This is a genomic window from Micromonospora sonchi, assembly GCF_014646235.1.
Taxonomy (GTDB): Bacteria; Actinomycetota; Actinomycetes; order Mycobacteriales; family Micromonosporaceae; genus Micromonospora; species Micromonospora sonchi.
Window position 1 is genome coordinate 187,296 of the sequence record NZ_BMNB01000007.1, and the last position, 23,889, is coordinate 211,184.

Genomic DNA, 23,889 nt, shown 5'->3' on the forward strand with positions numbered 1-23,889 from the left:
GGCACGCGGACGTAGCGCAGCTGGTAGCGCATCACCTTGCCAAGGTGAGGGTCGCGGGTTCGAATCCCGTCGTCCGCTCGCGATCCGCCCGCACCCGTCGGTGCCGGCTGGTCACCAGGGGCGATTGGCGCAGTGGGAGCGCGCTTCCTTGACACGGAAGAGGTCACTGGTTCAAACCCAGTATCGCCCACCACCTGCGGTCGACACCCTCCGGCCCGACACCAAGGTCAGGTGTCGCGTACGACCTTCATCGACGACGAGTTCCAGCCCTTGGCGGGCGGTTGGCATGGTCAGCGGTACAGGTCGGCGATCAACCGGTGGGCGCTGTCGCTCGGATGCACGCCGAGCTCGGCACTGAGCATGCTGGTCAGTCGGTCGAACTGGGCGCGTGCCTCGGCCCGTTGGCCGCTGTGAATCAGCGCCTCGATGAGGACCTCCCAGGCAGTCTCCCGTAGCGGGTCCTGCTGGATGAGGGCGTGCGCGCAGATCAGCGCCTGTTGGTGATGGCCGGCGGCGAGCAGGCTGCCGGAGAGCTGGTCCAGGGTCTCCCGGCGCAGCACGTCCCAGCGCGCCTGCACGGGTTGCAGCCAGGCGTCATCCCAGCTCCAGTCGGCCAGCAGCGGATGGCTCAGAGCGGACGCCAACCAGTTCGGCACCGCTCGCACGACTGCCTTGGCGAACCCCTGTTCCAGCAGCAACTGGCACCACTCCTGGGCCGCGTGTAGGTCGACCCGGCAGGTGGGTGAGATGCCGATCCGCTGGCGGTCCCCGACGATCGGATCGAAGCCGAGCCGCGAGCGCAGCAGCCAGCAGACCTGCCGCAGCCGGGCCCGCGGATCGCCCGTCCCGTCGAGCTGGCAGGCCTCGATCACCGCGTCCCGGGACACCCAGGTGGGGTACGCCACCGCCAGGTAGGACAGCACCCGCTCGGGCAGCGGCGCGACCATCCGGCGTACCCCGTTGTGCGTGCAGGAGAAGACGGGTAACAGCCGTAACAGTCTTGGTGCGTACGTCGGATCGTCGTCACTCGGCATGGTCGATTCTGTCCCCACGATTGAATCTCCCCGGTCCAGAAACATCCATCAGAGGAGACGGTGCGAAGACGGTATCCGGTTGCATCCGGCACCGAGGGTGATACGGCGAACCGGCACCCTCAGCTTCGCAGACGTCCTCAGAGGAGACTTCATGGATGTAGGACACCGACAGCTCCGCCGGCTGCCCGCCTTCGCGGTGCTGACCGTCGGCGCGCTGATGCTCGGCACCGGGGCCGGCACGGCGGCTCCCGCGCCCGCCCCGGAGGCTCAGGCGCGGTTCGTCGCGGCCACCACCTCGGTCACCGTCGACCGATGGGAAGGGGAGCAGGTTTATCTCGACCTGGGCACCCACCTGGTCGCCGGCAAGGATCCGCTGGAGTTCCGGGTGAAGCGGAGCGCGTACAGCAAGCCGATCGACGCCTTCCAGCTGGTCCGGGCGGCGGGAGGCAAACAGCGGGCGGTGCTGCTGCCCGCCGGCCTGGTCAAGGACTTCACCGGCTTCTTCGAATTCACCCACCTCAAACTGACCGACGCGGCAGGGCGTACGGTGGTGGAGCGGAACGAGACCTTCTGCCCGAACGACTGGGGCTCCACCCGGACCCGGGTCGACGCGCCGGACTCGACGCCCTATCCCACCGATTGTGCGTGGAACCCGTTCACTCTCGGCGGGGTCTGGGGCATCCAGGCCGGTTGGAGCTCCGCGACCACCACTTGGTGGTCCGGGCCGGTGGACGTGGCGGACGGGTCGTACACGGCCACGGTGAGCATCAATCCGCCGTACCGGAAGCTGCTGAACATCCCGGACTCGGCGGCCACGCTGACCCTGGCGGTCACGGTCCGGACGGTCGATGACGGTTGGGGCCGCGCCGACGCGGAGCACCGCCCGTCCGATTCGAAGCAGCGGGTGCTCGGTGCCCCGGGGGATGACGAGCACACGGTGCACGCGGAGGCGGTCAGCGACAGCGCTCCCGGCCTCAAGCCGGGTGCCCGGCCCGCCGCTCGGACCAAGGCCGCTCCGCAGGGCCCGCGGCCGGACCTGCGTTCCCTGCCGGCCTGGCAGATCGGTGTCGAGCAGGACGCGGAGACCGGCAACGACCAGGTGACCTTCAACGCCACGGTGTGGAACGCCGGGACGTCGCCGCTGGTGGTGGACGGGTTCCGTCGTACCGACAGCGACCTGATGGACGCGTACCAGTACTTCTACGATGCCAACGGCGTTCAGGTCGGGTACGCGCAGTCCGGCACGATGGAGTGGGACGCGCGCCCGGGGCACAACCACTGGCACTTCACCGACTTTGCCGAGTATCGCCTGTTGAACGCGAACAAGACGGTCGCGGTGCGCAGCGGCAAGGAAGCGTTCTGCCTGGCCAACACCGACGCGGTCGACCTGACCCTGCCGAACGCCAAGTGGCGGCCCACCAACACCGACCTGGGCACCTCCTGTGGCCGGCAGACGTCGGTGGCGGTGCGGCAGGTTCTGGACATCGGCAGCGGTGACACCTACGCCCAGTACCTGCCGGGCCAGTCGTTCGACATCACCGACCTGCCCAACGGCACGTACTACATCGAGGTGGCGGCCAACCCGGCCAAGCGGCTCCAGGAGTCGAACCTGAACAACAACAACTCGTACCGGCAGATCATCCTGGGTGGTACTCCCGGCGCCCGTACGGTGACGGTTCCGCCGCACGAGGGCATCGAGGGCTGACGCCGGCACAGCGACGCCGGGTGACGGCGGCGGTCGCTGCCCCGAAGGTGTTTCGCACGTGCCTGCTCGACGGTCGCCACTGCCTGGCGACCGTCGGGCGGCAGGCCGTGGCGGTCTCTGCGTCCGGGGGCGGCGGTCACTCCTGGCGGACGAGCCGTACCACAGGGGCCGGGGCCCCGACTACCGGGAATCGTCGGGCAGCGCGAAACGCCAGCCCTGAGCCCGCAAGGCGGGAATGACGCGGTCGACGGCGTCGACGGTCTGGCTGCGGTCGCCGCCGCCGTCGTGCAACAGCACCACCGCGCCGGGGGAGACCCCCTCGGTGAGGCGACGGACCAGCTCACCGGTGCCGGGCGGTTCCCAGTCGGTGACCGCCAGCCGCCAGCCCATCGGCCGCATTCCCAGCGCGGTCGCCACCGTCGGGGTCTGCCCCCACGCGCCGTACGGGGCCCGGAACCAGGGGACCTGTGCGTGCGGCACGGCCTGGCGGATGACGGCGGTGGTCTGCAACAGATCCGAGGCGATCCGGCCGGCGGCCCAGCCGCTCATGTCGTCATGGTGCATACCGTGATTGCCGAACGCGTGCCCGGCGGCGGTGATCCGGCGGACCAGGTCGTGGTGGCCGGCGGCCTGGTCGCCCTGGAGGAAGAAGACCGCCCGTACGTCGTGGGCGGCCAGCACGTCGAGCAGGCGCGGGGTGTGCACCGGGTGTGGTCCGTCGTCGAAGGTTAGGCAGACGACGCGCTCGGTGCCGATGGCCTCGACGGGGCGTACCGCCGCACCCGGCCCGGACGCGGTGGTGAGCTGCGGGCTTCGCAGGGTGTGCATCGGTCAGACCTTCCGTGGCGGGGGTGGCGGTCACCCCGGGGCCTGCTGGCGGCGGTGGGCTTGCCTGCGGGATCCGGGTGGGGCGGGACGGCACCCCACCCGGACCGCATCGATGCCGACTGTTAAGAGGGGGCCCTTTCTCTACCGCAGGCGTTAATAAGGGGCCCTTCCTTGCACGGTCAGCGGCGGGGTTTGGGGGTGATGCGGGGGAGGACGTACGGCGGGCCAGCGAGCATCAGGTCAGACTTGATCTCGTGGTACGCGAGCTTGGCCTGGTAGTTCTCGTCGTAGATGGTGGCCAGGCCCTCCGGCGGGTCGTCGAACCAGCCCGGCACCCAGGAGTGCCGGTCGCTGAAACCCCAGACGGTGTACGACAGGCAGCTGCGTACGGCGAGGCAGGCCTTCATCAGCACGCTGAAGTTGGCCGCCGAGGCCTGCAACCTGGGGTTGATCTCCTCCGAGTCGCCGGCCTGGACGCCGTCGGTCAGCTGGCTACGGACGTCGACCTCGGTGAAGGCGGTGGCGACACCGAGCGCGGTGAACTTCTTCAGCGCCTCGATCACCTGGAAGGTGTTGTAGTTGCCGTACTGGGTGCCCAGGTGTCCCTGGGAGCCGACGCCGTCGATCGGGACGCCCTGCGCGCGCAGTCCCCGCACCATGTCGTAGACGAACTGCGTCTTGTCGTCGGCCGGGTTGCCCGAGCCGAACGCCTCGATGTTGTAGTCGTTGTAGAACAGCAGCGCCTTCGGGTCGGCGGCGCGCGCCCAGCGGAACGCGTCGGCGAGATAGCCGGGCCCGAGGTGCTGGGCCCAGAAGCCCTTGTAGTGCAGGGTCGGGGGGTTGTCCCAGGGGTCGCTGACCGCCTCGTTGACCACGTCCCACTGCCAGACCTTGCCCTTGTAGCGGCTCACCACGGTGGTGATGTGCTTGCGCAGCAACTCGCGCAGCTCCTGCTTGCTGATGGAGCCGTCGGCGACGCCGGTGGTCAACCACGCGGGCAGCTGGTTGTGCCAGACCAGCACGTGGCCGCGCACGCTCTGTTTGTTGCGCTTGGCGAAATCGACGAGTTGGTCGGCCGGGCCCCAGTTGTATTTGCCGCGGGTGGGCTCCAGGCTCTCCCACTTCATCGCGTTCTCGGCGGTCACCGAGGTGAACTCGGCGGCGGTGATCCGAAGGTACTGCGGGTTGCTGCCGTCGTTGAGGGCGGCGATGTCGACCGCGGTGCCGATCTGGAGACCGTGGCGCAGGCCGAGCGCGCCCAGGGTCTGTTTGGTCGGGTCGTACGGCTTGCCGGCGGTGGCCGGCACGGTGTTCAACGCCGCCATGGTCGCGAGGGAGACCGTGGCGATGGACACCCACCTTCTCAGCTTCATCTGCCTTCCTTCCGGATATTGATCGATAAACATCGATCATGAAGGGCGGGGCTCGGATCAGGTGCCGGTGAGTCGGAGGCGAGGATCGACGCCGCGCGGGGCAGGCAATCGCTCGTGAGCGGCGCCGATAGTTCCGGATAGAATCCGATAACTTCTCCGAAACATTAGGGCCATCGATCCCTGACGTCAACCACGGAGAGTTTCGGAAAACCGCCATACGCGCTGTTGGCGGCGATCGCGTTGATATCGGAACTATCGGTGCCCCCGGCACCCCGGTGGCCGCTCAGACGGAAGGCGACCGGGGCCGGGCGGTGGGGCGGCGTCAGTGTTCGAGATAGGTGGCGTGGTCGAAGTCGGCGTAACGACCGTCGCCGCCGAGGTCCTGCACCCACAGCCCGAGCAGCGAGCCGGTGAAGCCCCAGGCGGCCGGTTCGCCGTCGATGATCATGGCAGCGTGCTCGTCGGAGAGGATGGTGGCGTCCAGTTCGACGGGCAGTTGCTGCCAGCCGTCGCCCAGGTCGTAGCCGAAGCGCAGCACCGGGCCGTCGAACGTCACCCGCAGCCCGACCCGGCCGGCGCCGTCGGTGTCGATCGTGAGCTGCGGGTACGCCGTACGGCGGCCACTGTCGCAGCTGAGCAGCTCCAGCACCACCCGGCCGTCGTCGGCGCGGGTCAGGTAAAAATAGTGCCAGTTCTGGGTGTTGTAGTAGCCGGCGATCCCGGCCAGGTGCCGATGGTCGCCGGGTTCGAACTCGACGACCGTCTCCAGCGCGCAGTGCGCCGCTCCCACCCGCCGCGCCACCAGGCTCGGCGTCTGCCTGCCCACCGGCGACTGTCCCCCGTAGATCCGCAGGTGCGACCGGCGGGACCGCAGGTCGATCCAGTCGTCGGTGGCCGGCCGGCGCAGCGTCGACCAGCAGGTGGCCAGCTCGGGCGCGTCGAAGTGGTCGGTGGTCGGCTCGTCGGGCCAGGGATGCGACGGCAGGTCCGGTGCGGGAATCTCGTCGGCCGGGATACCGCCGGGGATGCTGGGCCAGGCGCCCGACGGCCACTCGACCTTCTGTAGCGCGGTCTCCCGTCCGAGGACGCAGTTACCGAGCGGGGTGTAGGGGCGCCCGACCAGGTGGGCGAGGTACCAGTCGCCGCCCTGGGTGCGGACCAGGCTGCCGTGGCCGGCCTTCTGGAGGGCGAGGTCCGGCCGGCCGACCGAGGTGAGCAGCGGCCCGGCCGGGTCGACCTCGTACGGCCCGAACAGCTCGCGCGAGCGGGCCACGGTGACCTGATGCTCCCAGCTGGTGCCGCCCTCGGCGGTGACCAGCCAGTACCAGCCGTCGCGACGGTAGAGGTGCGGAGCCTCGGTCAGGCCGACGTCGGTGCCGGTGAAGATGATCCGGGACTCGCCGACCAGCCGCTGGCGGACCCGGTCGTACTGCTGGATCTCGATGCCGCCGAAGCGGTTGCGGCCGGGCCGCCAGTCGGCGCTCATCGACAGCAGCCAGGTGGTGCCGTCCTCGTCGTGGAAGAGTTCGGCGTCGAAGCCGTGCGAGTGCAGCCGGACCGGATCCGACCACGGGCCGGTGATGGCCGGCGCGGTGGTGAGGAAGTTCTGTGCGTCCCAGTAGCCGCTGGCGAAGCTCGCCACGTCGCTGTAGACGAGGTGGAACAGCCCGTCGTGCCAGCTCAGGTCGGGGGCCCAGATCCCGTTGGAGTCGCCGCAACCGCGCAGGTCGAGCAGGCGGCGTTCGGTGATGATGCCGCCCAGGGTGCGCCAGTGCACGAGGTCCCTGGAGTGGTGCACCCGTACGCCCGGGTACCATTCGAAGGTTGAGGTGGCCAGGTAGTAGTCGTCGCCGACACGCAGGATGGACGGGTCCGGGTGGAAACCGGGGAGCACGGGGTTGCGGATGGACCGGGTGGTGGTCAGGTCCGCGATCTCGGTCGACATGTGCGACTCCTTCAAGATTTGGTACCGGTGGATTTCCGGAAGTCCCCCACCAGATGTGCCCGGAATCCGCTCACGCTATCGACTGTGGTCCGCTTGCGACAGCCCTCTTGACCGCGTACGTCAACGCGTCGTAACGTGCCCGCCATCGCATCGAAAATACCGGCCTTGAGCTGAAACTTCCGGCCTGCCTGCCCTGGCCACTCACCATCCGCGGCACCGATCCGCGTACTCATACACTCTCGAAGGGACAATCCATGACAGCGCACATCTCCCGTAGGTCGCTGCTCGGGCTGGCCGGTCTCGGCGCCGGTGCTGTCCTGCTAGGGGGCTGTGCGAGTGAGGAGTCCAGCGGCTCCGAGGACCCGCAGACAATCAAGTGGTGGCACATCCAGGACACCGAGCCCATGCTTCCGGTCTGGGCCGAGATGGCGCGGGTGTACGAGGTCCGGCACGACCACGTCACGATCAACATCGAGCCGCGAGAGAACGAGGTGTTCAAGGCGGCGCTGGTCAAGGCCAGCAAGGCCGGTTCGCCGCCGGACCTGTTCCAGTCCTGGGGCGGTGGCCTGCTGCGGGAGCAGGTCACCGCGGGCCTGGTCAAGGACATCACCGATGAGGCGGCGCCGTGGGTCGGCCAGCTGCTGCCGGCCGCCCTGCAGCCGTACACCGTGGATGGTCGGCTCTACGCCGTCCCGTTCGACCTGGGCATGGTGGGTTTCTGGTACAACCGGGATCTCTTCGCCGATGCCGGCATCGCCTCGCCCCCGACCACCTGGGCCCAGTTGCTGGAGGCGGTCGACAAGCTCAAGTCCGCCAACATCGTGCCCATGGCGCTCGCCGGCAAGGACAAGTGGCCGGCGCACTTCTACTGGGCGTACCTCGCGATGCGGATCGGCGGCATGGGGCCGCTGCAGCGTGCGGCACTGGACGGCAACTTCGACACCCCGGACTTCGTGGCCGCCGGTGAGCGGTTCCTGGAACTGGTCGCGATGAAGCCGTTCCAGCCGGGCTTCCGACGCGCGGAGTACGGCGCCCCGGACGGACAGGCCGCGGCGATCGGCAACGGCGAGGCCGCCATGGAGCTGATGGGCCAGTGGGCCCCCTCGATCCAGGCGTCGTCGTCGACCAGCAAGCGCGGCATCGGCAGCCGGCTCGGCTTCTTCACCTTCCCGGCCGTCGAGGGTGGCAAGGGCGAGGCCACCGACGTGCTCGGCGGCGGCAACGGCTTCGCGGTGGGACGGGGCGCACCGCCCAGGACGGTGGACTTCCTGCGGACGCTGTTGCGGGCGGAGAATCAGCGCCGGGCCGCCCAGACCGGTGTCGTGCTGCCGACCAACCTGGCCGCCGTCGGCCAGATCAAGGACCCGAACAACCAGGTGGTGGCGGCGCACCTGGCCGTCGCGACCGGGTTCCAGCTCTACCTCGACCAGGCGTTCCCGCCGGCGGTCGGCGGTCAGATCAACGACAGCGTCGCCCAGTTGGTCGCCGGTTCCAAGCGGCCGGACCAGATCGTCAAGGACATCACCGCGGTGGCAAGGAGCCAGTAGCGACGAGCGGGACCGGTGGACGCCGCCGGCACCCCGCCCGCCAGCGCCACGGGACGAGTGAGAGGGAGGCGCCGGGTGGCTGCCAACGACAACCGCACAGTGACCATCGCGGCGATCGCTCGCCTGGCCGGGGTGTCGGTGCCGACGGTGTCTCGGGTGATCAATGGTCGTTCGGATGTGGCTCCGCAGACTCGTGCGCGGGTGGAGGAGTTGCTGACGCGGCATGGTTATCGGCGTCGTCCGCCGAGCATGCGGGCGAGTTCCGGGTTGTTGGATCTGGTTTTCAACGATCTGGACAGCCCGTGGGCGGTGGAGATCATTCGGGGTGTGGAGGATGTGGCGCACGCCGTGGGGGTGGGCACGGTCGTCTCCGCCATCCACCGTCGTACCTCCTCGGCCAAGCAGTGGCTCGACAACATCCGCACCCGTTCGACGGAGGGGGTCATCTTCGTGACCTCCACCCTCGAAGGGCCGCAGCAGGCCGAACTGCGTCGGCTCAACATTCCCGTGGTGATCGTGGACCCGGCCGGTGTCCCCGCTCAGGAGGCGCCGATGGTGGGAGCCACCAACTGGGCGGGCAGCCTGCGGGCGACGGAATATCTGATCGGTCTGGGGCACCGGCGGATCGGGTTCATTGCCGGCCTGCCGCAGTTGATGTGCAGCCGGGCGCGGATGGACGGCTATCGGGCGGCGTTGGAGACAGCCGGCATCCCGATCGACGACCGGCTGATCCAGCCCGGCAACTTTTATCACGAGGCCGGGTTTGCCGGTGGGGTGCGGTTGTTGGGGTTGGCGGATCCGCCGACGGCGATTTTCGCTTCCAGTGATCAGATGGCGTTGGGTGTGTACGAGGCGGTGCGGCAGCGGGGTCTGCGGGTGCCGGATGACATCAGTGTGGTGGGTTTCGATGATCTGCCGGAGGTGCGGTGGTGTTCGCCGCCGTTGACCACGGTGCGTCAGCCGTTGGCGGAGATGGGGATGTTGGCGGCGCGTACGGTGCTGCGGTTGGCCAAGGGGGAGAAGGTGGAGAGCCCTCGGGTCGAGTTGGCCACCGAACTGGTCATCCGGGACAGCGCGGCGGCTCCGCGAAACGGATCCTTCAGGTGTGAACCGACCAACTACCGGTAGGCGAGTGAAATTCTCGGTATTAGGGTGGGGATGGCAGCCGGCAGCCCGTCCCGGCCGTCCCTGATCGTCGCGCGGGCTGTCACCTTGGCTAGGGAGTGTCGTGGCTGCCAGAGAAGCCCGCAAGGTCACCATCTCGGTGATCGCCGACCTGGCCGGGGTGTCGGTGCCGACGGTGTCTCGGGTGATCAATGGTCGTTCGGATGTGGCTCCGCAGACTCGTGCGCGGGTGGAGGAGTTGCTGACGCGGCATGGTTATCGGCGTCGTCCGGCGAGTATGCGGGCGAGTTCGGGGTTGTTGGATCTGGTTTTCAACGATCTGGACAGCCCGTGGGCGGTGGAGATCATTCGGGGTGTGGAGGATGTGGCGCACGCCGTGGGGGTGGGCACGGTCGTCTCCGCCATCCACCGCCAGACCTCCTCCGCCGAACAGTGGCTGGAGGGCATGCGCCGGCGTGGCACCGACGGGGTCATCTTCGTGACTTCCATGGTCGAGCCGCCGTTGCAGGCCGAGCTGCGCCAGCTCGACATCCCGGTGGTGGTCGTCGACGCCGACGGTCTGCCGGCGCGCGACGCCCCGGCGATCGGCGCCACCAACTGGGCCGGCGGGCTGCGGGCGACGGAATATCTGATCGGTCTGGGGCACCGGCGGATCGGGTTCATTGCCGGGCCGGCGCAGCTGATGTGCAGCCGGGCCCGGATGGACGGCTATCGGGCGGCGCTGGAAGCCGCCGGGCTCACCTTCGACGAGGAACTCGTGTGCCCGGGGGACTTTTATCACGAGGCCGGGTTTGCCGGTGGGGTGCGGTTGTTGGGGTTGGCGGATCCGCCGACGGCGTTTTTCGCTTCCAGTGATCAGATGGCGTTGGGTGTGTACGAGGCGGTGCGGCAGCGGGGTCTGCGGGTGCCGGATGACATCAGTGTGGTGGGTTTCGATGATCTGCCGGAGGTGCGGTGGTGTTCGCCGCCGTTGACCACGGTGCGTCAGCCGTTGGCGGAGATGGGGATGTTGGCGGCGCGTACGGTGCTGCGGTTGGCCAAGGGGGAGAAGGTGGAGAGTCCTCGGGTCGAGTTGGCCACCGAACTGGTCATCCGGGACAGCGCTGCCCGGGTCGCCTGAGGCGCAGCTGCAGCGGACCGGCCCGAGCCGGCTACCGATACTTTTCCGGAAGTTGTTGACTCCCGTATCGGATGCAGCCCACGATTGCTGGTGCGAACCTTCGCTTGAAGGAGCCGGTCGGGTGGTAGCCCGCCGTGCCCGCGGCACCGTCGACCGAGCCCACGTCGGCCGGACAATCAGGCGTCCGGCCGGCGTGGGCGACCCCGTCCTGGCCGGCCGACCCAGACCGGTTGCCGGGCCGCGCGGCCGTTCTGCCCACGGCAGATCCGCCGACGGTGAACAGGTGTCCCGGCGCCGGCCGGCGAGCGGCAGGGTGATCCGCATGCGACTTCTCATGCTGGGCGGAACGGGATTCGTGGGCGGGGCGACGGTCGCGGAGGCCGTCCACCGTGGCTGGTCCGTCACGATGTTCAACCGGGGACGGCACGGCACGCCTCCACCAGGCATACGGCGACTGGTGGGTGACCGGACGGCGCACGCCGGGCTGGCCGCGCTGGCCGACGGGAAATGGGACGTCGTCGTCGACACCTGGGACGGCGCGCCCCGGGCCGCGCGGGCGGGGGCGCGGGCCCTGGCCGGCCGGGTGGGCCGTTACGTCTACGTCTCCACCGGCGCCGTCTACGCGCCGCCGGTGCCGATCGCGGTGACCGAGCAGGCCCCGGTGCTGCGGGCGGACCCGGACGCCGCCGACGGGGACTACCCGATGCTGAAGGCCGGTGCCGAGCGCGCGTTGCACGCGGAGTTCGGCGAGCGCCTGCTGCTCGCCCGGGCCGGGCTGATCCTCGGCCCGGGGGAGGACATCGGCCGGCTGCCGTGGTGGCTGGCTCGCGTCGCCCGAGGCGGCGAGGTCCTCGCGCCGGGCCCGGCCGACCTGCCGGTGCAGTACGTCGACGTGCGGGACCTGGCGGCCTTCCTGCTGGACGCCGGCGCCGCCGGGTGTAGCGGCGCGGTCAACGTGGTGAGCCGGTCCGGGCACACCACCATCGGTGAGCTGCTCGCCGCCTGTGTCTCGGCCACCGGCGCCGACGCCCGGCTGCGCTGGGCCGAGCCGGAACGGGTCCTGGCCGCCGGCGTGACGCCCTGGAACGACCTGCCGATCTGGATCCCGCCGGGCCACGAGTACCGCTGGATGCAGGAGATGGACGTCGAGCGCGCGTACGCCGACGGGCTGACCTGCCGTCCGGTGGCCGACACCGTCGCGGACACATGGTCGTGGCTGCGCCGGGTCGGCGAGGTCCCGGCCCGGGCCGGTCGGCCGGCCCGGGCGCCGATCGGCCTCGACCCGACGCGGGAGGCCGCGCTGCTCACCGCGATCCGCGCGGGCTAGTCGGCTCCGGCCGGTCCCGCCGGAAACGCCTACCCCTGGTGTACCGGCAGGTCCAGCACCTCGTCCAGCCGACGGCGGGGGGTTGGCCGGCCGGGTTGGCCGTACCCGATCCGCAGCACCATCTGGGGCGTGCCGAAGCGGCCCAGCGACATCCGGAGCTGTTCCCGCGCCGAGGGAACCTCGACCGGCTGGGACAACATCGAGGCCGACAGGCCGGCGTCGGTGGCGGTGAGCAGCACCCGTTGCAACGCCTGGCCGGCGACGACCTGGTCGACGGCGGTGTTGCCGGCCGAGCCGAGCACCGCGACCAGCGGCTCCGGCTCGAAGTCGCGCCCCGGCGACCGTGGCCGGCCGCCGAAGCTGCGCGACGGAAGCAGGTCCTGCGGTTCGGCGTGCGGGCCACCGGCGGCGGCGGGTACGCCGTCGGGTGCGTGCGCGGCGCGGACCCATGCCTCCCGCTCCGCCCGGTAGGCCGGATCGCGTTCGAGGACCCGGTGTGCGCCGTGTGCGATCTCGGCGAACGCGTTGACCGCGCTGATCCCGATCAGCAGCTCCAGCCAGCAGAACTCGGCGCGGGCCGCCTCGCCGAGCCGCCAGCGCGCGTCCGCCGGCACCGGATCGGGCCAGAACGGGGCACGGTTGCTGAACCGGCGGGGGATGGCCGCGTACAGGATCTGCTCGGCGGGGGTGGGTCGGCGCGGCAGATCCGGCGTCAGCCGGGCCACCACATCCGGTTGCGACGGGTACGGGCGCAGTCGGACCGTGGCCGGCGCACCGGCCACCGCCAGCGCCAGGCGCAGGTTGAACAGCGCCGCCCCGCAGGCGACCCGGGCACCCCAGCCGCTCGGGTCGGTCGCGGGCAACCGGCGGGCCGCGTCGACGAGGACCTCGATCCCGCCGTCGCGCAGCCGGAACCGCCACGGCTGAATGTTGTGCAGGGACGGCGCGCGGACCGCATCGGTCGCCGCAACCCGCAGCTGCTCAACGGTGTAACCGCTCTCCATCGTCCTGCCCCCCTCGCGCTCGCCGTACACCCCCACACTGCGCCCCCACCACCCCCACCCAGCAGGGCCGGATGTCCCGACCTCTCGGGACCCCCCACCCCACCCCACCCCGCCCCCACCCCGCCCCCACCCCGCCCCCACCCCGCCCCCACCCCGCCCCCACCCCGCCCCCTCGCGTTGATCATGAGGTTAGCGGCGTTCTTGATCTCCAAAACTGCCGCTAACCTCATGATCAACGGTGGGACGGGGTGGGGTGGGTGGGGTGGGTGGGTGGGTGGGTGGGTGGGGAGTTGGGACCTTTGGCCCGGGTGGGGAGTGGGTGGGAGGGGGTAGAAAGGGGGGGTGATTCGGGTATTTCTGCTTGACGATCATGAGGTCGTGCGTCGTGGCCTTGCCGACCTGCTGCACGCCAGCGGGGACATCGAGGTGGTGGGTGACTCCGGCTCGGCCCAGGAGGCGGCCCGCCGCATCCCGGCGCTGCGGCCCGACGTGGCGATCCTCGACGCCCGGCTGCCAGACGGCAACGGCATCGACGTCTGCCGCGACATCCGGGCGGTGGACTCCTCGATCAAGGGACTGATCCTCACCTCGTACGAGGACGACGAGGCGCTGTTCGCCGCGATCATGGCCGGGGCCTCCGGGTACGTGCTCAAGCAGATCCGCGGCACCGACCTGGTCGACGCGGTACGCCGGGTCGCGGCCGGCCAGTCGCTGCTCGACCCGGCGATCACCACCCGGGTGCTGGAGCGCATCCGCAGTGGCGTGGAGCAGCCCCGCGAGCTGCAGTCGCTCACCGAGCAGGAACGGCGGATCCTGGAGTACGTCGCCGAGGGGCTGACCAACCGGGAGATCGCCGGCAAGATGTTCCTGGCCGAGAAGACGGTCAAGAACTACGTCTCCAGCGTGTTGGCCAAGCTCGGCCTGGAACGGCGTACCCAGGCGGCCGTTCTGGCCACCCGCCTGCTCGGCAAGACCCGCTGACCCCGGCCGGCGGACCTGCCCACGGGCTGATCAACTGCGGCCGGGCAACCGCGACCGACACCGGCCCGGGTCGGGTCAGTCGCGCAGGGGAATCGACCAGTGCAGTTCGGTGCCGCGCGGCTCGGCACGGCGTACCTCGAAGATGCCGTCGTGGCGCTCGGCGCGTTCGCGCAGGTTCACCAGCCCGCCCCGGGCGGCGGCCGGGTCGCAGCCCACCCCGTCGTCGGTGACGCGGAGGGTGACCCGGGTGGCTTCCACGGCCACCGACACCGACACCGCCGACGCCTTGGCGTGGCGTACGGCGTTGGACAGGGCCTCGCGGAGCACGGCGGTGAGGTCGGGGCGGACCGCGTCCGGGACGGCGCTGTCGATCGGGCCGGTCAGCTCCAGTCGGGGCCGGAAGCCCAGCGATTCCGCGGCCACCTCCACCGCCTCGCGGATCTCGGTGCGCAGCGCCGCGCTCACTGGGCTGCGCAGCTCGAAGATGGTGCGGCGGATGTCCTTGATGGTGGCGTCCAGGTCGTCGACCGCGGCGTTGACCCGCTTGGCCACCTCGGGCCGGGCCGCCAGCGGCACCGCGCTCTGCAACTGCAGGCCGGTGGCGAAGAGCCGCTGGATGACCACGTCGTGCAGGTCCCGGGCGATCCGCTCGCGGTCCTCTAGGACCACCAACTGCTCCCGTTCCTCCTGGCCCCGGGCGCGTTCCATGGCCAGCGCGGCCTGCCCGGCGAAGCTGCCCAGCAGCGTCACGTCGTCGTCGGTGGCGCCGCCGTGCTCGGTGCCGTACGCGATCACCAGGACGCCGTGCAGCGTGTCGGCGGTGGCCAGCGGAGAGATCACCGCCGGCCCGGTGTGCAACACCGCCGGCCACGGCGCCGCGTGCGCCAGATCGTCCACCGAGTCGTGCCGCCCCTGCGCGACCGGGCCGGCGAAGCTGGTGTCGGCGGCCGGCAGCACCGTGCCGACCAGGGCGCGGGCCTGGGTGCCCGCGCCGTCGACGACCTCCACGGTGTAGTGGTCGGCCTCGTCGTCGTAGAGCAGCACCAGGGCCAGCTCGGCCTCGGCGACCTCCCGGGCGCGGCGGGCCACCAACGTCAGCGCGTCGGTGCGGCGTACCTCGCCGAGCAGCAGGGAGGTGATCTCGGCGGTGGCGGCCAGCCAGCGTTCCCGACGGTGCGCCAGCGCGTACAGCCGGGCGTTCTCGATCGCCACGCCGGCCGCCGCCGCGAGCGCCACGACGATCTCCTCGTCGTCGTCGGTGAACTGGGCGCCGCCCTGCTTCTCGGCCAGGTAGAGGTTGCCGAAGACCTGGTCGCGGATGCGCACCGGCACCCCGAGGAAGGTGTGCATCGGCGGATGGTGCGGCGGGAACCCGTAGGAGCGTGGGTGCTGGGTGATGTCCGGCATCCGCAGCGGTTTCGGTTCGTCGATGAGCAGGCCGAGCACGCCCCGGCCGTGCGGCAGGTCACCGATCTTCGCGTGCAGTTCCGGGGAGATGCCGTGGGTGATGAAGTCGTGCAGCGTCCGGTCGGGGCCGATCACGCCGAGCGCGCCGTACCGGGCACCGGCCAGGTCGCAGGCCGACTGCACGATCCGTTGCAGGGTGCTGCGCAGATCCAGGTCGGTGCCGATCCCGACCACCGCGTCGAGCAGCGCGCGCAGCCGTTCCCGGCTCGTCACCACCTCGCCGACCCGGTCCAGCATCTCCTGGAGCAGCTCGTCCAGACGGACCCGGGACAGCGGGCTCAGCCCGAGCGAGGGCGGATCCTGCCGGGGATTCGGGGCAGCGGTCACCCCGCGATGCTATCCGGCAAGCCACCGGCTGAGAACGCCGCGCGGCCCGGGCGGCAGGGCGGGGCCGAGGCGCGCGGCCCGGTCAGGCGGTGCCGTCGACCGCCGAGGTGTCCACCACCTGCTCGCGCGGCAGCCGCGGGGTGTGCGGCGGACCGGCGTGGGCCGGGTCCGCGAACCCGAGACGCAGGACGAGGTACGGCTGGCCCAGCCCGGAGAGCACCTGACGCAGGATCTGCCGGGTGCCCGGCACCTCCACCACCCCGCTGAGCGGCACCACCGAGACACCCGACCGGGTGGCGAGCAGCCAGGCGGCCGACAGCGCCTCGCCGGCGCGCAGCCAGTCGACCGGGCTGTCCTCGTCCCCGTGCAGCACCCCGTACGACGCCGCCTGGTCGTGCCCGGGCCCGACCGGCAGGCTGCCGGGGCGGCCGAAGTCCCGTCCCGGGACGGTGGTCTGCGGCGCCTGCTCGGGCAGCACCTCCGGGGTGAGCCCGACCCCGCCGGAGCGGCTGGTCCAGTAGGCCAGTTCCTCGCGCAGTTGGGGATCCTCCGCCTCGACCGACGCGGCGTGCGAGGCGGCCGCGGCCAGTTGCAGGACCTGGTCGCGGTCGAGAATCTCCAGGCGGGCGCCCTCCGCGGCGGCGGCCGTGGCGATCGCGGCCAGTGTCTCCTCGGCGACGGCCTCGTCGCTGACCGGCCGCCGGTCGGTGTTTCGCACCCGCATGCACTGCACCATGCGCATCGCGTCCGGTTCGGCGCCGGTGGGCTGCAGATCGGTCAGTCGGGCGAGCAGATCCGGCTCGTCCGGGTCGGGCATCCGGTGCACGCTCGCCGTCCAACCCTCGGCGGCCAGCGCCAACCGGGCGTGGTGCAGCGCGGCGCCGCAGCTGAGCGTCACCAACTCGCCGGTCGGGTCGGTGGCCGCCAACCGGCGGTCGCGGACCATCCGCAACTCCAGTGCCTCGGGCAGCACCCGCCAGCGCCACGGCTGGGTGTTGTGCACCGACGGCGCGTGGCCGGCCATCGCGGCGGCTTCCGCGAGGGCGGTGGTCAGCGGGCGGTGGCTAGTCGGCGTCTGCTGGCTCATCGTCACGACCTTTCCGTCGGTAACATCGTGCCGCACCGCGCGCCGGCCGCGGGGCGGGTCGGGTCCATCCTGTGCCATCGGCGGCCCGTTCGCACGGTCCGCTGGTCCCGCCCGGACGGGCACTCCGGCCCGGAATCTGGCCGGAGCGCCCGACACCGAGCCTCGGATGTTGGGACGATCCGCAGGTGGGCGAGGAGTCGGCGGCGGACGGGCCGCGGCGCGGCGAGCGGGAGCGCGGGCCCGAGGTCCCGCCGGCGCGACCCGAACGGCCCGAGCCCGACCGGTCCGGGGAGTGCCTGCCGGAGCGGCCGGCGCGGCGGCGCGATCAGCCCGGTCGGCGGCGCATCCGGTGGGGGTTGTGGACACCGCTGACCGGACTGACCGCGCTGGTGCTGGTCGGGGCGGTGCTGTGGCTGTCCGGGCGAGCCGGCGCGGCCGACGCGGTGTGGGCGGTGGTCACGCTGATCGCGCTGCTGCCCGCCGCCGCCTGCGTGCTGCGCGACCTGTGGCGGCGCAAGTTCGGCGTGGACGTGATCGCGGTGCTGGCGCTGGCCGGCGCGCTCGGCGTCGGGGAGTACCTGGCCGGGGCCGTGATCGCGGTGATGCTGGCGACCGGCCGGACCCTGGAGGCGTACGCGCAGGGCCGGGCGACCCGGGACCTGCGGGCCCTGCTCGAACGGGCGCCGCGCACCGCGCGGCGGCGCACCGCCGACGGCGGCGTCGAGGTGGTACCGGTGGACCGGGTGGCGGTGGGGGACCGGCTGCTGGTCGGCCCGGGTGACGTGGTCGCCGTCGACGGTGTCACCGAGGCGCCGGCGACCCTGGACGAGTCGGTGGTCACCGGGGAGTCCCGGCTGGTCGAACGGGCGGCGGGCGAGGCGGTGGCCAGCGGCGTGATCAACGCCGGTGCCGGGTTCGGGTTGCGGGCCACCGAGAGCGCCGAGCGCAGCACCTACGCGGGAATCGTCCGGCTGGCCGAGGAGGCGACCGCCCGCAAGGCGCCGACCGTCCGGCTCGCCGACCGGTACGCCGCGGCCTTCGTCCCGTTCACCCTCGTCCTGGCCGGCCTGGGCTGGGCGCTGTCCGGGGATTTCGTCCGGGCGGTGGCGGTGCTGGTGGTGGCGACCCCGTGCCCGTTGCTGCTGGCCACCCCGATCGCCATCGTCTCCGGACTGTCCCGGGTGGCCCGTCGGGGCGTGCTGGTGCGCGACGGGGGTTCGCTGGAGGTGCTGGGCCGGGCCCGTACCCTGCTGGTCGACAAGACCGGCACGCTCACCGCCGGCCGTCCCCGGGTCACCGAGACCGTCGTCGCGCCCGGCGGCGACCCCGACGAGGTGCTGCGGCTGGCCGCCTCGGCGGAGCAGTTGTCCCCACACGTGCTGGCGGCGGCGCTGGTGCGGCACGCCGGTGATCGGGGGCTGCGGCTGAGCACGCCGACGGAGGTGGTCGAGGAACCCGGCCGGGGGGTGCGCGGCCGGGTCGACGGACGGTCGGTCCGGGTCGGCCAGCTCACCGGCGACCTGCCCGGGTGGGCCGAGCAGGCCCGGTCCCGCGCCGAGGCGGCGGGGCACTCGGTGGTCTGGGTGGCCGACGAACACGCTCCGCTCGGCGCCGTCCTGTTCACCGACCCGGTACGCCCCGACGCGCCCCGGGCCGTGCAGCGACTGCGCGCGGCCGGGCTGACCCGGATCGTGATGGTCACCGGGGATCGGGAAGGCACCGCCCGGCAGGTGGCCGACACCGTCGGCGTGGACGACGTGCTGGCCCGGTGCACGCCGCAGGAGAAGGTCGCCCGGGTACGCGCCGAGGCGGGGCGGGCGGTCACCGTCATGGTCGGTGACGGGGTGAACGACGCCCCGGCACTGGCGGCGGCGCACGTGGGGGTGGCCATGGGCGCCACCGGGGCGACCGCCTCGGCCGACGTCGCCGACGCCGTACTCACCGTCGACCGGCTGGACCCGCTCGCCGACGCGGTCGAGGTGGCCCGGTACGCCCGCCGGATCGCGGTGCAGAGCGCCACGGTCGGGATGGGGCTGGCGGTCATCGCGATGGGTTTCGCGGCGGCCGGCCGACTGCCGCCGGTGGCCGGGGCGTTCCTCCAGGAGGGGATCGACGTGCTGGTGATCCTCAACGCGCTGCGGGCGCTGCACGGCGGTCCCCGCCCCTCGGACTGACGGACCGCCGCGCGGCGCGCGACGGTCCGCCGGTCGGGCTGGCACCCCGGTCACCGGCTCGGTCAGCGTTCGCGGACCACCGCGACCGGGCAGTGGGCGTGCTGGATGAGCTGCTGGCTGACCGAGCCGAGCAGCATGCCGCGCAGGCCACCGCGGCCCCGGGTGCCGACCACCATCAGCTGCGCGTTGCGGCTGGCGTCGATGAGCAGGCCGGCGGGGGCCGCGGCGGCGATCTCGACGGTCACCTCGACGTCGGGGAAGCTCTCCTGCCAGCGGCGCAACGGCTCGTCCAGTTCGGCGCGCTGCTCGGCCAGCGCCGCGTCGCGGACCTGCTCGCCGACGAGGTGCCACTGCTCACGGCGGGGCTGCCAGGCCCGCACCACGTGCAGCGGCACCCGACGCAGGGCGGCCTGCTCGACGGCGAACCCGAGGGCGAGCAGCGAGTGCTCCGAGCCGTCCACGCCGACCGCCACGTGCCCGGTCCCGGCGCGGTCCGCCGTGTCGCGGCGGACCACCACCACCGGGCAGTGCGCGTGCGCGGTGACGCTGACCGCGGTCGAGCCGGCGAGCAGCCCGGCGAAGCCGCCGTGCCCCCGGCCGCCCAGCACCAGCAGGCCGGCCTCGGACGAGCACTCCTCCAGCACCAGGGCGGGCGGACCGTCGAGCACCTCGCCGCGTACCGTCAGGTCGGGGTGGGTGGCGGCGGCGTCGGCCGCGGCCTTGCGGACCAGCTCCTCGACCTGCTGCCGGGCCCGCTCGTCCGGCCACATGCCGGGCGTCACCCCGGGACCGATCCAGCCGGCCACGGTGAGCCATTCGAAGACGTACGCGAGCCGGACCGGCCGGCCGTCCCGGCGGGCCTGATCCAGCGCCCAGTTCAGCGCCGCCGCCGCGTCCGGCGAGGCGTCGTAGCCGACCACGATCTCGTTCATGACGGCACTCCTCACGGGTTGGTCTGGTCGGTCTCGCGGATCCAGCGCCACTCGGCCACGCGGGGATCGTCCTCGCCGTGCCGGCGGGTGTAGTCGCGGCAGGACTGCCGGGCGTCGGTCATCTCCTGCCGCAGGTGCGCCATGCGGGCGGCCAGCCCCGGCACCCGGTCGATCACGTCGATCACGAGGTGGAAGCGGTCCAGGTCGTTGAGCATCACCATGTCGAACGGCGTGGTGGTGGTGCCTTCCTCCTTGTATCCGCGTACGTGCAGGTTGTCGTGGTTGGTGCGGCGGTAGGTGAGCCGGTGGATCAGCCACGGGTAGCCGTGGTACGCGAAGATGACCGGCTTGTCCCGGGTGAAGAGGGTGTCGAACTCCGAGTCCGGCAGGCCGTGCGGATGCTCGGTGGGCGGCTGGAGCCGCATCAGGTCCACCACGTTGATCACCCGTACCTTCAGCTCGGGCAGGTGCCGGCGCAGCAGGTCCGCCGCCGCCAGGGTCTCCAGCGTCGGTACGTCCCCGGCGCAGGCGAGCACGACATCCGGTTCGCTGCCGTCGTCGGTGCTGGCCCAGTCCCAGATGCCCAACCCGCGCCGGCAGTGCTGGACGGCCTCGTCCATGGTCAGCCAGTTCGGCGCGGACTGTTTGCCGGCCACCACCACGTTGATGTAGTGCCGGCTGCGCAGGCAGTGGTCCATGGTGGAGAGCAGGGTGTTGGCGTCCGGCGGCAGGTAGACCCGGACGACCTCGGCTTTCTTGTTCATCACGTGGTCGATGAAGCCCGGATCCTGGTGCGAGAAACCGTTGTGGTCCTGCCGCCAGACGTGGCTGGAGAGCAGGTAGTTCAGCGACGCCACCGGCATCCGCCAGGGAATGCCACGGGTCACCTTCAGCCACTTGGCGTGCTGGTTGACCATCGAGTCGACGATGTGGATGAACGCTTCGTAGCTGGTGAAGATGCCGTGCCGGCCGGTCAGCAGGTAGCCCTCCAGCCAGCCCTGGCACAGGTGCTCGGAGAGCACCTCCATCACCCGCCCGTCGGGGGAGAGGTGGTCGTCGTCGGGCACCGTGGCGGCCAGCCAGGCCCGGTCGGTGACCTCGAAGGCGGCCTGGAGCCGGTTCGAGGCGACCTCGTCCGGGCCGAAGAGCCGGAAGGTCTGCGGGTTGGCGGCGATCACGTCGCGGATCCACCTGCCCAGCTCGCCGGTGGCGCCGGCGACCGTCGCGCCGGGACTGGGCACCTCGACGGCGTAGTCGCGGAAATCCGGCAGACTCAGGTCACGCAGCACCTGCCCGCCGTTGGTGACCGGGTTGGCGCTCATCCGTCGGTCACCGCGTGGCGGCAGCGCGACCAGCTCGGCGACCGGCGCGCCGGTGGCGTCGAACAGCTCCTCCGGCCGGTAGCTGCGCAGCCAACGCTCCAGCTCGGCCAGGTGCGCCGGATTGCGGCGCACCTCGGACAGCGGCACCTGATGGGCGTGGTACGTCCCCTCGACCCGCTTCCCGTCGACCTCGTGTGGGCCGGTCCACCCCTTCGGGGTACGTAGCACGATCATCGGCCAGCGGGGGCGTTCGACGGCGCCGCCGGAGCGGGCCCGGCGCTGGATCGCGGCGATCTCGTCCAGGCACCGGTCGAGGGTGCTCGCCAGCAACTCGTGCACGGCGGTCGGGTCGTCGCCGGCCACCACGTACGGCTGGTAGCCGTAGCCGCGCATGAGGTCGAGCAGGTCGGACTCGGGGATCCGGTCCAGCACGGTCGGATTTGCGATCTTGTAACCGTTGAGGTGCAGGATGGGCAGCACGGCGCCGTCGCGCGCCGGGTTCAGGAACACGTTGGACAGCCAACTGCCCGCCAGCGGCCCGGTTTCCGCCTCCCCGTCGCCGATGACGCAGGCGACCAGCAGGTCCGGGTTGTCGAAGGCCGCGCCGTAGGCGTGGCTGAGGGCATACCCCAGCTCGCCACCCTCATGGATCGAACCCGGCACCTCCGCGGCCACATGGCTGGGGATGCCGCCGGGGAAGGAGAACTGGCGGAACAGCCGGGCCATGCCCGTCTCGTCGCGACCGATGCCGTGGTAGCGCTCGCTCCAGGTGCCCTCCAGCCAGGTGTTCGCCACGATGGCCGGGCCGCCGTGACCGGGGCCGGTGACGAAGATCGCGGACAGGTCGCGGGCGACGATGACCCGGTTCAGGTGGGCGTAGAGCAGGTTCAGGCCGGGGGAGGTGCCCCAGTGCCCGAGCAGGCGGGACTTGACGTGCTCGGGTGTCAGCGGCTCGCGCAGCAGCGGATTGTCCAGCAGGTAGATCTGTCCCACGGTGAGGTAGTTCGCGGCCCGCCAGTAGGCGTCCAGCCGGCGCAGCTCGTCATCGGTCAGGGTGCTCGGCGCATCTACCACGGTGTCCATACCTGGTCAGCCTCTCGCGGGTCGGTCGATCCTGCATCCGCAGCGCGGTTTCCGTTCTCAGCCTCGCCAAATCGGTGGGCGTGGATCAGGGCCGTTGGTCCCGTCCGGTCGGGTGTCATGACCCGTCGGGCGGGCCGGACACGCCGCGTACCACGATCACCGGTGCCGGTGCGTGGTACAGCAGCGACTGGCTCACCGCGCCGAGCATGCCGCGCCACGGCTCGTCGCCCCGGGCCGCGACCATCGCCAGCTGCGCCGAGCGGGACTGGTCGACCAGCACCCCGCCCGGGTCGCCGCGCACGGCGTGGCACTCGACGGCGACGTCCGGGTGGCCGGCGCCGCAGCGGGCCACCAGGTGGCGCAGCCGGTCGCCGGCCTCCTCGACCTTGCCGTCTCCAGCGACCACCCAGACCGCGAGCAGCCGGGCTCCCAGCCGGGCGGCGTAGGCGAACGCCCAGGTCAGAGCGATCTCCGAGGACGTCGAGCCGTCCAGCCCGACCAGCACCGGACCTCGCGGTGGCGGTTTCCGCCGCGTGATCAGCACCGGACAGTCGGCACGGGCGGCCACCTGCACGGCGGGGCTGTCGGCCGGGATGCAGCGCTCGCAGTGGGCCATCCCACCGTCGCCGATGGCCAACAGGAAGGCCGACCCGGACCGGCGGACGAGGTTCGCCACCGCCGAGCCCTCGGCGATCTCGGTGGTGACCGGGACGCCCGGTTCGCTCTCCCGCGCCGCGGCGGTGGCCTGCGCGATCAACTCCTCGGCGTCGGCGCGCGAACCGGAGACCGCCGGCGCCTGCATCGCGGCCCAGTTGAAGGAGTGCAGCAGGTGCAGCCCGCGGCCGTACCCGGCGGCCATCCGCGCCGCGAGCCGGACCACCGCCGGGGCGTCCTCCGGGCCGACGCCGACGAGCAGCGGCGCGTCCCTGGCGGCTGCGGCCATCCGGCATCACCTCCGCGGCTGTCGCGCCCGGCCTGCGTCTGAGGCTAACCGTGACGGTATGGCTTTGGAGGGTGATCGCCGCACCGCAGAAAATCCCGTCGGTGACGCTGTGGTCGGCGACAGCGCTGCCGATCCGGCCCTCACCTGTGTCGTGCGTCGAGGGCGTGACCGCCACACCCGTCGATGGGTCTCAGGGCAGCGGGACCACGTAGGAATCAACGCGGGCGATGAGTCCGTCGCGGAATGTGAACAGATCGTTGAAAGCGAAGCGGAACGGACCGTGGTCGACGCTGATGCCGCGGCCCTCGCCCGTGGTGACGACGACGGGCCCGTCTTCGTGGCAGCGCTGGACGTCGAGTTCCGGGCTGCCGGTGAATGCCGGATTCTCGATCTCGCCGTCGAACTCTGCCTTGCCGCGAGTGGTCCGGTGGCCGTGGATGACCCACTCGACGTCGTCGGTGAGGGTCGTCAGGATCCTCGGGTGGTCACTGGTCCGAAATCCGGCGAAGTACTCCGCGACCAGATCGCGTTGGCTCGGCTGGGTCATGGCGTGACTCCTTCTGAG

18 protein-coding genes and 2 tRNA genes are annotated in these 23,889 nt (G+C 71.6%); 9 read left to right on the forward strand and 11 right to left on the reverse strand.

Annotation, left to right across the window (positions count from 1 at the left end):
- Nucleotides 1-5 precede the first annotated feature (5 nt).
- Nucleotides 6-78: transfer RNA gene (locus tag IEY61_RS10015), tRNA-Gly, on the forward strand.
- 40 nt (nt 79-118) lie between these two features.
- Nucleotides 119-193 (forward strand) — tRNA-Val (locus tag IEY61_RS10020).
- A 97-nt stretch (nt 194-290) separates the two neighbouring features.
- On the opposite strand, the gene IEY61_RS10025 is transcribed toward IEY61_RS10020, so the two are convergent.
- Complete coding sequence (locus tag IEY61_RS10025; protein ID WP_189042837.1) at nt 291-1,034, reverse strand: AfsR/SARP family transcriptional regulator; 744 nt, start codon at nt 1,032-1,034, stop codon at nt 291-293.
- Nucleotides 1,035-1,185: 151 nt separating this feature from the next.
- Between IEY61_RS10025 and IEY61_RS10030 the strand changes: the two genes are divergently transcribed.
- On the forward strand, nt 1,186-2,739 hold the full coding sequence (locus IEY61_RS10030) for a lysyl oxidase family protein (RefSeq protein ID WP_189042839.1): 1,554 nt from the start codon (nt 1,186-1,188) through the stop codon (nt 2,737-2,739).
- Nucleotides 2,740-2,919: 180 nt separating this feature from the next.
- Here IEY61_RS10030 and IEY61_RS10035 read toward each other — a convergent pair whose 3' ends face one another.
- The 3 genes from IEY61_RS10035 to IEY61_RS10045 all read right to left on the reverse strand — a co-directional run bounded on the left by IEY61_RS10035 (nt 2,920) and on the right by IEY61_RS10045 (nt 6,885).
- The gene (locus tag IEY61_RS10035; RefSeq protein WP_189042841.1) at nt 2,920-3,567 is read right to left on the reverse strand and encodes a polysaccharide deacetylase family protein; all 648 of its coding nucleotides are present in this window, start codon (nt 3,565-3,567) and stop codon (nt 2,920-2,922) included.
- 179 nt (nt 3,568-3,746) lie between these two features.
- Nucleotides 3,747-4,940, reverse strand: a complete 1,194-nt coding sequence (locus tag IEY61_RS10040; protein WP_189042843.1) for an endo-1,4-beta-xylanase — start codon at nt 4,938-4,940, stop codon at nt 3,747-3,749.
- 322 nt (nt 4,941-5,262) lie between these two features.
- Nucleotides 5,263-6,885, reverse strand: a complete 1,623-nt coding sequence (locus tag IEY61_RS10045) for a glycoside hydrolase family 43 protein (protein ID WP_189042845.1) — start codon at nt 6,883-6,885, stop codon at nt 5,263-5,265.
- Nucleotides 6,886-7,139: 254 nt separating this feature from the next.
- Between IEY61_RS10045 and IEY61_RS10050 the strand changes: the two genes are divergently transcribed.
- The 4 genes from IEY61_RS10050 (at nt 7,140) to IEY61_RS10065 (ending at nt 12,004) form a co-directional block, all read left to right on the forward strand.
- Nucleotides 7,140-8,432, forward strand: a complete 1,293-nt coding sequence (locus tag IEY61_RS10050) for an extracellular solute-binding protein (protein WP_189042847.1) — start codon at nt 7,140-7,142, stop codon at nt 8,430-8,432.
- A gap of 75 nt (nt 8,433-8,507) precedes the next feature.
- On the forward strand, nt 8,508-9,560 hold the full coding sequence (locus IEY61_RS10055) for a LacI family DNA-binding transcriptional regulator (protein ID WP_189042849.1): 1,053 nt from the start codon (nt 8,508-8,510) through the stop codon (nt 9,558-9,560).
- 100 nt (nt 9,561-9,660) lie between these two features.
- Entirely contained in the window at nt 9,661-10,677 is a 1,017-nt protein-coding gene (locus tag IEY61_RS10060) for a LacI family DNA-binding transcriptional regulator (RefSeq protein WP_189042851.1), read from the forward strand.
- Nucleotides 10,678-10,999: 322 nt separating this feature from the next.
- Nucleotides 11,000-12,004 carry an NAD-dependent epimerase/dehydratase family protein gene (locus IEY61_RS10065; protein ID WP_189042853.1) on the forward strand — a complete coding sequence of 335 codons (1,005 nt, stop codon included), beginning with the start codon at nt 11,000-11,002 and terminating at the stop codon, nt 12,002-12,004.
- A 29-nt stretch (nt 12,005-12,033) separates the two neighbouring features.
- Here IEY61_RS10065 and IEY61_RS10070 read toward each other — a convergent pair whose 3' ends face one another.
- Entirely contained in the window at nt 12,034-13,008 is a 975-nt protein-coding gene (locus IEY61_RS10070) for an Acg family FMN-binding oxidoreductase (RefSeq protein WP_189042855.1), read from the reverse strand.
- A gap of 342 nt (nt 13,009-13,350) precedes the next feature.
- Here IEY61_RS10070 and IEY61_RS10075 point away from each other — a divergent pair, with 342 nt between their 5' ends.
- Nucleotides 13,351-13,989, forward strand: a complete 639-nt coding sequence (locus tag IEY61_RS10075; protein WP_189042857.1) for a response regulator — start codon at nt 13,351-13,353, stop codon at nt 13,987-13,989.
- 75 nt (nt 13,990-14,064) lie between these two features.
- On the opposite strand, the gene IEY61_RS10080 is transcribed toward IEY61_RS10075, so the two are convergent.
- Nucleotides 14,065-15,693: a sensor histidine kinase gene (locus tag IEY61_RS10080; RefSeq protein ID WP_373293130.1), complete on the reverse strand. Its 1,629-nt coding sequence runs from the start codon at nt 15,691-15,693 to the stop codon at nt 14,065-14,067.
- 172 nt (nt 15,694-15,865) lie between these two features.
- Nucleotides 15,866-16,870: an Acg family FMN-binding oxidoreductase gene (locus tag IEY61_RS10085; protein ID WP_373293125.1), complete on the reverse strand. Its 1,005-nt coding sequence runs from the start codon at nt 16,868-16,870 to the stop codon at nt 15,866-15,868.
- 296 nt (nt 16,871-17,166) lie between these two features.
- Between IEY61_RS10085 and IEY61_RS10090 the strand changes: the two genes are divergently transcribed.
- Nucleotides 17,167-19,044 (forward strand): heavy metal translocating P-type ATPase, encoded by a 1,878-nt coding sequence (locus tag IEY61_RS10090; protein ID WP_189042943.1) that lies wholly within the window; start codon nt 17,167-17,169, stop codon nt 19,042-19,044.
- Between the two features lie 62 nt (nt 19,045-19,106).
- On the opposite strand, the gene IEY61_RS10095 is transcribed toward IEY61_RS10090, so the two are convergent.
- The 4 genes from IEY61_RS10095 to IEY61_RS10110 all read right to left on the reverse strand — a co-directional run bounded on the left by IEY61_RS10095 (nt 19,107) and on the right by IEY61_RS10110 (nt 23,871).
- Entirely contained in the window at nt 19,107-19,976 is an 870-nt protein-coding gene (locus IEY61_RS10095; RefSeq protein ID WP_189042861.1) for a universal stress protein, read from the reverse strand.
- An 11-nt stretch (nt 19,977-19,987) separates the two neighbouring features.
- On the reverse strand, nt 19,988-22,381 hold the full coding sequence (locus tag IEY61_RS10100) for a phosphoketolase family protein (RefSeq protein WP_189042863.1): 2,394 nt from the start codon (nt 22,379-22,381) through the stop codon (nt 19,988-19,990).
- A gap of 115 nt (nt 22,382-22,496) precedes the next feature.
- Nucleotides 22,497-23,324 (reverse strand): universal stress protein, encoded by an 828-nt coding sequence (locus IEY61_RS10105; protein ID WP_189042865.1) that lies wholly within the window; start codon nt 23,322-23,324, stop codon nt 22,497-22,499.
- A gap of 190 nt (nt 23,325-23,514) precedes the next feature.
- The gene (locus IEY61_RS10110) at nt 23,515-23,871 is read right to left on the reverse strand and encodes a nuclear transport factor 2 family protein (RefSeq protein ID WP_189042867.1); all 357 of its coding nucleotides are present in this window, start codon (nt 23,869-23,871) and stop codon (nt 23,515-23,517) included.
- Nucleotides 23,872-23,889: the final 18 nt, after the last annotated feature.